Origin of the sequence: Streptomyces sp. NPDC059454 (assembly GCF_042749965.1) — a bacterium.
In the GTDB taxonomy this organism is placed as follows: Bacteria; Actinomycetota; Actinomycetes; order Streptomycetales; family Streptomycetaceae; genus Streptomyces.
Genome location: NZ_JBHYVC010000067.1, coordinates 32,480 through 43,253, shown reverse-complemented (window position 1 = coordinate 43,253; position 10,774 = coordinate 32,480). Strand labels below are relative to the sequence as shown.

12 protein-coding genes and 1 tRNA gene are annotated in these 10,774 nt (G+C 68.2%); 7 read left to right on the top strand and 6 right to left on the bottom strand.

Features of this window, described 5'->3' with window-relative positions; translation table 11 throughout:
* Both ACFXAE_RS30895 and ACFXAE_RS30890 read right to left on the bottom strand, forming a co-directional pair.
* Window positions 1–1,351: GntP family permease (locus ACFXAE_RS30895; RefSeq protein WP_384721145.1), on the bottom strand; the 1,351-nt coding region annotated here is incomplete at its 3' end.
* 80 nt (window positions 1,352–1,431) lie between these two features.
* Window positions 1,432–1,950, bottom strand: coding sequence for a gluconokinase (locus ACFXAE_RS30890; RefSeq protein WP_384721141.1), 519 nt, complete (start codon window positions 1,948–1,950; stop codon window positions 1,432–1,434).
* Between the two features lie 137 nt (window positions 1,951–2,087).
* Here ACFXAE_RS30890 and ACFXAE_RS30885 point away from each other — a divergent pair, with 137 nt between their 5' ends.
* Both ACFXAE_RS30885 and ACFXAE_RS30880 read left to right on the top strand, forming a co-directional pair.
* Window positions 2,088–2,789 carry a FadR/GntR family transcriptional regulator gene (locus ACFXAE_RS30885; RefSeq protein WP_384721138.1) on the top strand — a complete coding sequence of 234 codons (702 nt, stop codon included), beginning with the start codon at window positions 2,088–2,090 and terminating at the stop codon, window positions 2,787–2,789.
* Window positions 2,790–2,828: 39 nt separating this feature from the next.
* Complete coding sequence (locus ACFXAE_RS30880) at window positions 2,829–3,650, top strand: DUF1963 domain-containing protein (protein WP_384721135.1); 822 nt, start codon at window positions 2,829–2,831, stop codon at window positions 3,648–3,650.
* A gap of 19 nt (window positions 3,651–3,669) precedes the next feature.
* On the opposite strand, the gene ACFXAE_RS30875 is transcribed toward ACFXAE_RS30880, so the two are convergent.
* Window positions 3,670–4,044 (bottom strand): YchJ family protein, encoded by a 375-nt coding sequence (locus ACFXAE_RS30875; RefSeq protein WP_384721132.1) that lies wholly within the window; start codon window positions 4,042–4,044, stop codon window positions 3,670–3,672.
* 284 nt (window positions 4,045–4,328) lie between these two features.
* On the opposite strand from ACFXAE_RS30875, the gene ACFXAE_RS30870 reads away from it, so the two are divergent.
* Window positions 4,329–5,813 (top strand): hypothetical protein, encoded by a 1,485-nt coding sequence (locus ACFXAE_RS30870; protein WP_384721129.1) that lies wholly within the window; start codon window positions 4,329–4,331, stop codon window positions 5,811–5,813.
* A gap of 56 nt (window positions 5,814–5,869) precedes the next feature.
* Here ACFXAE_RS30870 and ACFXAE_RS30865 read toward each other — a convergent pair whose 3' ends face one another.
* Window positions 5,870–6,346 (bottom strand): ATP-binding protein, encoded by a 477-nt coding sequence (locus ACFXAE_RS30865; protein ID WP_384721126.1) that lies wholly within the window; start codon window positions 6,344–6,346, stop codon window positions 5,870–5,872.
* 247 nt (window positions 6,347–6,593) lie between these two features.
* Between ACFXAE_RS30865 and ACFXAE_RS30860 the strand changes: the two genes are divergently transcribed.
* Together ACFXAE_RS30860 and ACFXAE_RS30855 are read left to right on the top strand one after the other, a co-directional pair.
* A complete protein-coding gene (locus tag ACFXAE_RS30860; protein ID WP_384721123.1) occupies window positions 6,594–7,406 on the top strand; it encodes a helix-turn-helix domain-containing protein in 813 nt (270 codons plus the stop codon).
* Window positions 7,403–7,621 (top strand): DUF397 domain-containing protein, encoded by a 219-nt coding sequence (locus ACFXAE_RS30855; RefSeq protein ID WP_384721120.1) that lies wholly within the window; start codon window positions 7,403–7,405, stop codon window positions 7,619–7,621. Before ACFXAE_RS30860 ends, ACFXAE_RS30855 begins: the two co-directional genes overlap by 4 nt.
* A 108-nt stretch (window positions 7,622–7,729) precedes the next feature.
* Here the strand turns inward: ACFXAE_RS30855 and ACFXAE_RS30850 are convergent, their stop codons facing one another.
* Window positions 7,730–8,392, bottom strand: coding sequence for a M15 family metallopeptidase (locus tag ACFXAE_RS30850; RefSeq protein WP_384721117.1), 663 nt, complete (start codon window positions 8,390–8,392; stop codon window positions 7,730–7,732).
* Window positions 8,393–8,596: 204 nt separating this feature from the next.
* A tRNA-Leu gene (locus ACFXAE_RS30845) sits at window positions 8,597–8,684 on the bottom strand.
* Window positions 8,685–8,887: 203 nt separating this feature from the next.
* Between ACFXAE_RS30845 and ACFXAE_RS30840 the strand changes: the two genes are divergently transcribed.
* The gene (locus tag ACFXAE_RS30840; protein ID WP_384721114.1) at window positions 8,888–10,213 is read left to right on the top strand and encodes a M20/M25/M40 family metallo-hydrolase; all 1,326 of its coding nucleotides are present in this window, start codon (window positions 8,888–8,890) and stop codon (window positions 10,211–10,213) included.
* 152 nt (window positions 10,214–10,365) lie between these two features.
* Window positions 10,366–10,599 (top strand): chaplin ChpH, encoded by a 234-nt coding sequence (gene chpH / locus ACFXAE_RS30835; RefSeq protein ID WP_384721111.1) that lies wholly within the window; start codon window positions 10,366–10,368, stop codon window positions 10,597–10,599.
* The last annotated feature ends 175 nt before the right edge of the window (window positions 10,600–10,774 follow it).

Here is a 10,774-nt window from a genome sequence, read left to right as displayed (position 1 = left end):
AGATGATCGTCTCCATGACCGACCAGGTCTTGATCGTCTGCCCGACGTCCAGGCCGAAGTACTCCTTCACCAGCCAGAACCCGGCGTCGTTGACGTGACTGAAGAACAGCGAACCCGCGCCGATCGCCAGCACCAGCAGAGCCGCGTGCGCGGTCGACATGTCGGCCGCGAGCGGCGCCACCAGACCGGCCGCCGAGACGGTCGCCACGGTCGCCGAACCGGTCGCCAGCCGGATCGCCACCGCGATCAGCCAGGCCAGCAGCAGCGCCGGGATCGACCAGTCCTCGGAGATGTCCAGGATCATCCGGCCCACGCCGGTGTCGATCAGCGTCGTCTTGAAACCGCCGCCCGCGCCGACGATCAGCAGGATGCCCGCGATCGGCGCGAGCCCCTTCTCGACCAGCTGCTGCATCCGGTCCTTGCTGAACCCGGCGGGCATGCCGAGGGTGAAGAAGCCGACCAGCACGGCCGCGAGCAGCGCGATCAGCGGGGAGCCGATCACGTCGAACACGCGCTGCACACTGTTCTCGGGGTCGTCGATGACGATGTCGACCAGCGCCTTGGCCAGCATCAGCACGACCGGCAGCAGGATCGTGGCCAGCGTCGCGCCGAAGCTCGGACGCTTCTCCAGGTCCTCGGAGGGCCGCTGCGGGATCATCCGCTCCGGGGCCGGGACGTCCACCCAGCGGGCGGCGTACTTCGAGAACAGCGGACCGGCGATGACGACCGTCGGTATCGCGACGAGCACGCCCAGCGCCAGCGTCACACCGAGGTTGGCGCCGACGGCGTCGATCGCGACCAGCGGGCCGGGGTGCGGCGGCACCAGTCCGTGCATCACGGACAGACCGGCGAGCGCCGGGATGCCGATGCGCATCAGGGAGTAGTTGCCGCGCTTGGCGACCATCAGCACCACCGGGATCAGCAGCACCACGCCGACCTCGAAGAACAGCGGCAGACCGATCACCGAGGCGATCAGCACCATCGCCCACGGCATGGTGCGGCCGTTCGCCTTCGCGAGGATGGTGTCGACGATCTGGTCGGCGCCGCCGGAGTCGGCGAGCATCTTGCCGAGGATCGCGCCGAGGGCGATCAGCACACCCACGCCGGCGACGGTGGAGCCGAGTCCGGTGCTGAAGCTGGTGATGACCTTGTCCAGCGGCGCGCCGGCGAACGCGCCGAGCGCCAGCGACCCGATGGTCAGTGACAGGAAGGCGTGCAGCTTGAACTTGGTGATGAGCAGGACGATGACGGCGATGCCCAGGAGCACGGCGATGCCCAGCTGGGCGTGGCCGGCCGAGGTGATCGGCTCGGGTGCGTCCGCTGCCAGCATCTCGACGCTGAGTCTGGTCACGGTGGTTCCTTGTGTGTACGGGGGTGGGGAGGAACCGGGGAGGTGGGGGCGCCCCGGGGTCTGGGGGTCCGGTCAGGGACCTACGGGGTGGGCTCGGGGAGGGCGTCCAGGGCGGTGGCCGCCCGTGCGGTGATCTCCTCGGGGCTGCCCGCCACGTCCACGGCGACTCCGGCCTCGTCCGGCTCCAGCGGCTGGAGCGTGGCGAACTGGGAGTCGAGCAGTGCCGTGGGCATGAAGTGGCCCTGCCGGTGCGACATCCGGTCCTCGATGAGCGCACGGTCACCGGTGAGGTGCACGAAGACGACGCCGGGCGCGGCGGCCCGCAGCCGGTCGCGGTACGACCGCTTCAGCGCCGAGCAGCTGACCACCCCGCCGAGACCGGCCCGTCCGTGCGCCCAGTCGCCGATGGCGTCCAGCCAGGGCCACCGGTCGTCGTCGGTGAGCGGGGTACCTGCCGTCATCTTGGCGATGTTGGCCTGCGGGTGGAAGTCGTCGCCCTCGGCGTACGGGACGCCGGACCGGGCCGCGAGCAGGGGACCGATGGTGGTCTTGCCGGTGCCCGCGACGCCCATGACCACGACGACATGGGGGGTGTTCATCGCTGCCTCACTGTCTGATGTCTTCGTCGACACGTGATGTCGACGCAACTGAAGCTCATTAGGTACGACGAATTCAAGAGTCTGTGACATATAAGTCTGACTTTTTGTTCCCGTGATCCGCCCCGTACTCTGAGTGCATGAGCACCACGGGCCGGGGGCTGCACGGCCACGTACTGGACACCCTCGGCCCCGAGATCACCGCGGGTGAGTACCCGCCCGGCAGCGTGCTGCGCACCGACGAACTCGCCCAGCGTTTCGACGTGTCGCGCTCCGTGATGCGCGAGGTCGTCCGTGTCCTGGAGTCCATGCACCTGGTCAGGTCCCGGCGCCGCGTCGGCGTGACGGTCCTGCCGGCCCACGAGTGGAACGTGTACGACCCCCAGGTCATCCGCTGGCGCCTGGCCGGCGCGGACCGCCCCCGCCAGCTGCGCTCCCTCACGGTGCTGCGCTCGGCGATCGAGCCGGTCGCGGCGGGCCTGGCCGCCCGCAACGCCACCCCCGAGCAGTGCGCCGAACTGACCGAGTGCGCGCTCGGCATGGTGGCCAACGCCAGCGGTCACCGGCTGGAGGGGTACCTCTTCCACGACGTGGCGTTCCACCGCGTGATCCTGACCGCCTCCGGCAACGAGATGTTCGCCCGCCTCGGCGACGTCGTCGCCGAGGTGCTGTCCGGCCGCACCCACCACGACGTGATGTTCGAGGACCCCGACCCGGCCGCCGTCACCCTGCACGTCCAGCTCGCCGAGGCGGTCCGCGAACGCGACGCCACCCGCGCGGAGAAGCTGACCCGCGAGATCACCGAGGGCGCCCTCCAGGAACTGGACATCCTGGCGCCCTGACGGTCGTACGGTGTCAGACCTCGGCGCTGGGTTTCCCGCATGAACCCCGAGGGACTCCGGAAGCTGGACCGCGTCCGTGAGAAGGCACTCGCGCGCGGCGTACCGTCCGGCGAGGTGGAGAGGTGGCTGGACACCGCCGGCCCGTGCGCGACCCTCGCCCCGCACGGGGACGGACCCGTCGTGGGCCGCTTCGGCGGACCGGCACTGCTCCCGGCCGGCTTCCCCGACCTGCCGAAGCGCACCTACCTGATCGCCTCCCTGGACCTCGCGGCGCTGCCCGCGGACGCGACGGCGCTGCCCCTGCCGCGCGACGGCGCGCTCCTGCTCTTCGCCCGTTCCCACGACGACGGCCTGGACGCGGGCGGCGAGGCGGTGTACGTGCCGGCCGGGACACCCGTCGAGGAACGCCCGCTGGATTCCGGCCACGCGCCGGGCGACGCGTGGGAGGACCTGGACTCGGGCCTGCGCGCGGTGGGGGGACTACGGCTGCGGTACGACGTCTCCCTGCCCGACAACGAATTCCTCTTCGACCCCGCCGAGCACCCCCACGCCCCGGCCCTGTGCGGCGCCTGGAACGACGTGCGGCACGAGGACCGGCACCTCCTCGGCGCCTCGCGCCTCCAGCTCGACGGCTACTCCACCGACCCCTACGGCGAGACCGACCTCGTCACCTACGCCGCGTGGAGGGAAGCCGACAGGACGGGGAAGCCTCCCCGCCTTGAGGCCTGGGCCCTCCTGGCCCAGTGGTACGGAGGCGCACACATCGACGGTGACGTCTACTGGACGATCACCCGGCAGAACGCGGCGGAGCGGCGTTTCGACGAGGCGACGGTCCTGGGGTTCTTCGAAGGGCCGGGGTGAACCTCACACCCGCACCGGACTACTCCAGGAACTCCCCGTCGACGTACACCCACGCCCCGTCGACCCGCTCGAACCGGCTGCGCTCGTGCAGTGAGCCGCCCCGGTAGGAGGCCCGGAAGGTCACCGTCCCGGTGGAATGGAAGGCGGACCCGTCGGCCGTGTCCAGGATCCCCAGCCCGGTCCACCGCATCCCGGGATCGAAGTCGACCCGCTCCGGCCGCGTCCTCGGATGCCAGGTCCGCAGCAGATACGCCCCGTCCCGCCGCACGAACGCGCAGTACCGCGACCGCATCAGCCGCTCGGCGGTGGGCGCGGCGGCGGCCCCCGAGTGGAAGCGACCGCAGCAGGCCTCGTACGCCTCGGGCAGCCCGCAGGGGCAGGAACGTGTGGTCATGGCGACCATTCTGCCCCGTCGGCGCCGAAGCCCGACGGCGTCCTGCGAGGGCGCACGGTTCCATCAGCTGGAGATTGGTGCGTTTCTCCCGCCAGGAAGGCGCGAAAAGCGAGGTGAGCAGGCTGACCGATGAAAATTCGCTCCAATCCACTGCCCGTTATGAGTATGTGTCGCGAGAGCTCTGGAACCGGCTGTGTGTCTCTGGCGTTGATCATCTGAAGAGGACGGTACGGCTTCGGTCCCGTGCGGGTGGCAGACGCAGGACGGTGAGCGCGAGAGGATGGATGATGATCGATTTTCGCTCATTTGAAGAACGGCAGGAAGACAACGCGGCACGGCTTGCCCACCTGGAGGAACTCACGCGGACGAAACCCGCTGTTGGTACGGCCCAGGTGGCGAAGGCACTTGCTTGGAAGTGCCTTCTGGGCCAAGCGGCTGATGAGCCGGATCTCGACGACCTGCTGAACGAGATAGTCCTTCCTCGCGGAGGGCGCCTGCTGAGCCTGGCCACGTGGCTTGCGGAGCATGTGGAACATGACCATGGTGGCTACCGATTGTGGGATGCGCTTTCCGATGCGGGCGTCGCTCTGCGACGGCCGGAGCTTGCCCGTGTTCCTGACGGTATCGAGGACCTGGCGGAAGTGCTTGTCGGCTGTGCCGACATGCCGATGGAGGTTCGGCTGAGGGCCGCACTTCAGGTGCTGAGAAAAGGCGGAAGTGCTGTACCCGACTTGATCAGAACGTATATGGAAGGCTTTGAGGTGAGTCATCTGTGGGCGGGAGATTCCGGCCACGACTACCTTGGGTCGTTCGCCAATGACAAGACGGAACTCATAAGGGTCATTGCTTCGACATCTGGATGGCCATTGAGGGAGAGGGTGGAAGCGGCAGTCCACCTTTGGGATATGGGTATGGCCGATTCCCTTCCGGCGGAACTCCTGGCAGCGACGGAGCCGGGCAGTGAGGAGCGCTGGATGCTCATAGAACTGCTCCATGCCGAAGAGAGTCACTACCATGAAAAGGAACTTCAACGGCTCCGTCGGCGTGACGGACGCCGCGGTGCGCTGTTCGCCGTGGAAGCAGCGGAGAAAGCGTGGGGGCTGGGTGCAGTGGATCCCTTTCTGAGGTCCGCCGTCCGTCGGCAGCTGACCGCGTTCTACGAACTGAACGGCATCGCGGAAACGGACATCCAGGTCGCAGACAGTGCGTCGGCGATGTCTCGGGTCGCCGTCGATTACAGCGAACTGCGACAGTCCTTGCTGCGGGACAGTACGCACGCCGAGAGCGAGCCTCCGTGGCGCACACTCCAGGACGGAGAGATCGCCGTGCGTATGCGCCGACGCCTTCGGAATCTCGAAGCGTTCGTGCTGCTCCCGGGCAGTCGTATTCCTTCCTCCCGGGCGCAGTCATGGGCCTTCACCGTTCTTTCCCGCCCACTCGATCCGGGCAGCCGGGCAACCGACTTCGAAGTCACCCTCCATCAGGGACGCGACGATGGTGAGGCAGTTCTGTACCGGATGGACGCACAACAGGATTTGATGGCGCACGAGGAGTTGGTCCAGCAGGTTCTCTACGGGCTCTCGTGCTTGGGGCTGAACCTCGACTCAGACGTGGGGAGACAGTGTCCGGGCGTGGGGCAGCGGGGCAAGATGATCTTCCAGGAGCCAAGTGATGATTGGTATGTCGAATGTCATGTCTGTGGGGTGAGATGGGCAGGGGGGAGCGACATCCTTTCGGAGCACAAAGATCGACGGTACGGCTTCCGGTAGACCGCCCGGCAATGCTCGCCGGCTGATTCTCCACGACGGCGGCGCGGTATCAAGGCTCAGGAATTTGTTGCTCTGCCGGGCCTTGGAGTGAGTTCTGCCCATACGGTCTTGCCGGGTGCGGTGGGCCGTGGGGCGGTACCCCAGCGGGTGGCCAGCCGGGCCACCAGGAGCAGTCCCCGTCCTGACTCCGCGTCGTCGGGCGCCTCTTGGACGGACAAGGGCGGCACTTGCTCGGTGCGGGTGTCCGTCACCTCGATGCGGAGTACGTTCGGGGCCGCGGTCAGGCGGAGGTGGAAGTTCCGACCGGGGACGTGACCGTGCCGCACCGCGTTGGAGGTGAGTTCGGCCGCGATCAGGGTCAGGGTCTCGTTGACGGGGGAGCCGTACGGGTGCCCCCACTGGTCGAGCCGGTGCGAGACGAGACGCCGGGCGAGACGGGCACCGCGCGGGGTGGAGGTGAACCGCATGGCGAACTCGTGTGGGGCGGCCGGGACTTCCGGTGCCTGTGCGGTGGTGGTGTCCGAGGTTTGCATGGCGACGAGCCTGCCGAAGGAAATGCGGGGCTGACCAGCGAAAACGCCTGTACTGGCTGGGGCTGTACAGGTGGTTGCCAAGTGCGTACAGGTAGAGGTGAGTTCTCGTACGAGGGAACTTGCGGGCGTTCGAGGGACCAGCCCTTCATCACTGCGCGTAGCGTGACGCCTCGCGCTGCGTGCACGGCCTCAGCCTGTACGACCGCGTACCAGAACCGTGGGTGATGAGGTGCCGGAGGCGGCGGGCATGGTGGAACAGGACGACGGGGCGAACTTTCTGCGGTGCTTCGGGCGGCAGATGAGACTCCTGCGGGAGCGGGCCGGGCTGACCCGGAGGGAACTGGGGTCCCGGCTCGGTTACGGGGAGGACCAGATCACGTCGGTCGAACTCGGCCGACGCATCCCCAAACCGGAGCTGATCGACAAGGCGGACGAGGTGCTGGACGCCGGGGGCGTTCTGCGGGCGATGAAGGAAGAGGTCGCGCGGGCGCGGTATCCGGCGTTCTTCCGGGACGCGGCGCGGTTGGAGGCCGAGGCGGTCGAACTGCACGTGTACGCCAACCAGGCTGTCCCCGGTCTCTTGCAGACGGAGGACTACGCGCGTGCGGTATTCAGGATGATGCGGCCGCCCATGGATGAGGAAGTCATCGATCAGCGCGTGGCAGCTCGCCTGGCTCGCCAGAGCCTCTTCAGCAAACGCCCGGCGCCGCTGATGAGTTTCGTCATCGACGAGTCGGTACTGAGGAGGCCGATCGGTGGGCGAGGCATCCTACGAGGCCAGTTGGAGCAGGTCCTCCTCATCGGGCAGAGGCCCACGGTCGAGGTGCAGATCATGCCTCTGGAACGAGAGGAGAACGCGGGACTGGCCGGCCCCTTCACCTTGACCGAGACCAAGGGAGAGCGCAGGATCGCGTACGTTGAGGTGCAGAACGTGAGCCATGTGCACACGGAGCGACACCTTGTCCGAGGGCTTGAGGTGAAGTACGGGATCCTCCGAGCACAGGCGCTCACGCCCCGGGAGTCCCTTGCCTATGTCGAGAAGTTGCTGGGAGAGCCGTGAAGGTCGACAAGTTCGGGTCCGCTGTGCCTCGACTGAAGTGGATCAAGAGCAGCCACAGCAGTGAAGAGGGCGGTGAGTGCGTAGAGGTGGCCGCTTCACGGCAGGCCGTCCACGTCCGTGACTCGAAGATCGTCACTGGCCCTGCGCTCACCGTGACTCCCGCCGCCTGGACGGCCTTCACCGGCTTCGCCGCGCGCCGCAGCACCGATGCCTGACCCGGACCGTCCGAAAGCAACCGCGGAGAGAATCCCGGTGTGAGTAAGGGCGTCCGCTGGGGCGGGAGACGCGCCGTGTGACCGGGCGGCCCAGCAAGCCCGGGCCGGTCATCCGAGCGGTGTGATCTCCTTCGGGCCGTAGCAAGCGGCGGCCTCGCCCGTGAGCAGAGCCCAGTAGCGGTCTCCGAACGACCAGTGCCACCACTCCGTGGGGTAGTTCACCAGGCCCGCCGCCTCCAGCGCGGAACCCAGGAGCCTCCGGTTGGCACGGGCCTCCTCGCTGATGTCGGCGGCATGGGTGTAGCAGGCGCCCTTGCTCTCCTCCGGGTCGGCGTTCATACGTGTGCCCAGGTCCAGTTCGCGCCCACTGGCGTCGGCCAGCGTAAGGTCGACGGCCGCTCCGGCACTGTGCGGAGCGATCTCGGGCGGCGACACATACCGGCTCGCCGCCGAATGGATCTGCCCGGCTGACCACTCCGGGTGAACGGCCCGCAGCCGGCTCGTGTACCTCTCGAAGTACTCCCGCTGCAGGGAAGGCGGCCGGTACCCCTCGACGAAGAGCAGCCGTACGTCCTGCGGAAGCGCCGTCTGGGCCTTGAGCAGCCGCTCCAGCACGCCTTCCCGCAGATGCGCAAAGGCCTCCGCCGGATCCTGCTTGCGCGCGTCGATCAGCAACGAACCGCCCGCCCGAACGTCCACGAGACGTTCGCCGCACTCCGCGACGGGTACGGCCGCGACCTTCGGATCTGACATCAGCACGATCTCACGCATACCGTGATCATCCCGCAACGCTCGACCCGGCGGACCTTCTCGGGCAGAGCGCGAGGCGGATTCAGCCAGCCCCTGATCGCCGGCCCGTGCTCGGAAGACATCCCAGGCCTGGTGTCGCGCGACCCGGCCGTACGGTGGGAGGCGGGCGGCCGTGACGGAAAACACTGAAGGCCCCTGATGAACAGAGGCCTTCGGTGATCTCGCTGGTGTCCGAGGGGGGACTTGAACCCCCACGCCCGATAAAGGGCACTAGCACCTCAAGCTAGCGCGTCTGCCATTCCGCCACCCGGACAAGGTGTCTGTCGCGCGGGGTTTCCCCCGTGGCGACGACGTAAACATTACCAGGTGTTCCGGGGTGGCCGATCACCCCCGCCCGGCCGCGCCGTCGCGTGAACGGCGTGTGACGGGCCGGGCCGGGTCTTGGGGCGCGCTCGCGGGGGAGGGAGGATGAGGGGACGACCCACCAGCGGGAACACCAGCAGCGGGAGGAAGCACGTGAGCGAGACGGGCACGGCCAGGAGCGTCACCGGTGAGGACGAGGTCGTGGACCTCTGCCGCGAGCTGATCCGGATCGACACCAGCAACTACGGCGACCACTCGGGCCCCGGCGAGCGCAAGGCGGCCGAGTACGTCGCCGAGAAGCTCGCCGAGGTGGGCCTGGAACCGAAGATCTTCGAGTCCCACCCGGGGCGCGCCTCCACGGTGGCCCGGATCGAGGGCGAGGACCCCTCCCGGCCCGCGCTGCTCATCCACGGCCACACCGACGTCGTACCGGCCAACGCCGACGACTGGACCCACCACCCCTTCTCCGGCGAGATCGCCGACGGATGCGTGTGGGGGCGCGGGGCCGTCGACATGAAGGACATGGACGCGATGACCCTCGCGGTCGTCCGCGACCGGCTGCGCAGCGGGCGCAGGCCCCCGCGCGACGTCGTCCTCGCCTTCCTCGCGGACGAGGAGGCGGGCGGCACCTACGGCGCCCGTCACCTGGTCGACAACCACCCGGACCTCTTCGAGGGCGTCACCGAGGCGATCAGCGAGGTGGGCGGCTTCTCGTTCACCGTCAGCGAGCAGCGCCGCCTGTATCTGATCCAGACGGCCGAGAAGGGCATGCACTGGATGAAGCTGACCGTGGCCGGCACCGCCGGGCACGGGTCGATGATCCACCGCGACAACGCCATCACCGAGCTGTCGGAGGCCGTCGCGCGCCTCGGCCGGCACACGTTCCCCGTCCGCGTCACGAAGACGACCCGGGCCTTCCTCGACGAACTGGGCGACGCCCTCGGGACCGAGCTCGACCCGGAGAACATGGAGGGGACCCTCGCCAGGCTCGGAGGCATCGCCAAGCTCATCGGCGCGACGCTGAGCAACACCGCCAATCCCACCCAGCTGGGCGCGGGCTACAAGGTCAACGTCATCCCGGGCGAGGCGACCGCGCACGTGGACGGCCGGTTCCTGCCCGGACACGAGGAGGAGTTCCTCGCCGACCTCGACCGGATCCTCGGCCCGAAGGTGCGGCGCGAGGACGTCCACTCCGACAAGGCCGTCGAGACCACGTTCGACGGAGCCCTCGTGGACGCGATGCAGTCCGCGCTGGTGGCCGAGGACCCGGCCGCCAAGGCCGTCCCGTACATGCTCTCCGGCGGGACGGACGCCAAGTCCTTCGACGACCTCGGCATCCGGGGCTTCGGCTTCGCGCCGCTGAAGCTGCCCCCGGAGCTGGACTTCGCGGGCATGTTCCACGGGGTCGACGAGCGGGTGCCGGTGGACGGTCTGAAGTTCGGTGTGCGGGTGCTCGACCGCTTCCTCGACGCCTCCTGAGACGGTTACCCGATGAACTCAATAATCGTGCAGGCGTACAGAGTTGACCGGGAAGAGTGAATGCGACGATAGGCTCGTAGCCTCATTACTCCGTCCTCGTTAGCCGTGATGTGATCCGCGACTTTGGATCGCTTTGCCAACAAGGAGGAATAATGCTCAAGAAGGTCGTCGCCGTCGCTGCTGCCACCGGTGGTCTGGTTCTCGCGGGCGCGGGCATGGCCGCCGCCGACTCCGGTGCCCAGGGTGCCGCCGTGCACTCCCCGGGTGTCCTTTCCGGCAACGTCGTGCAGGCCCCGATCCACGTCCCCGTGAACGTCTGCGGCAACACGATCTCCGTGATCGGGCTGCTGAACCCCGCCTTCGGCAACACCTGCGTCAACCAGTGACGTTGTGCCTCGCCCTCTAGGGCATGCCCACTGAGGGCTTGAGCCCGTCGGGCCCCGGGGCGGCCCCCACCGCTGCGGGGGCGACCCGTGTCGTCGTCCGGGGGGAAACCCCGGAAACGGGGGAGGGCCGGGTGCCCGCACCAAGGAGAAGGACTGGGTTTGAGAAAAGTAAAAA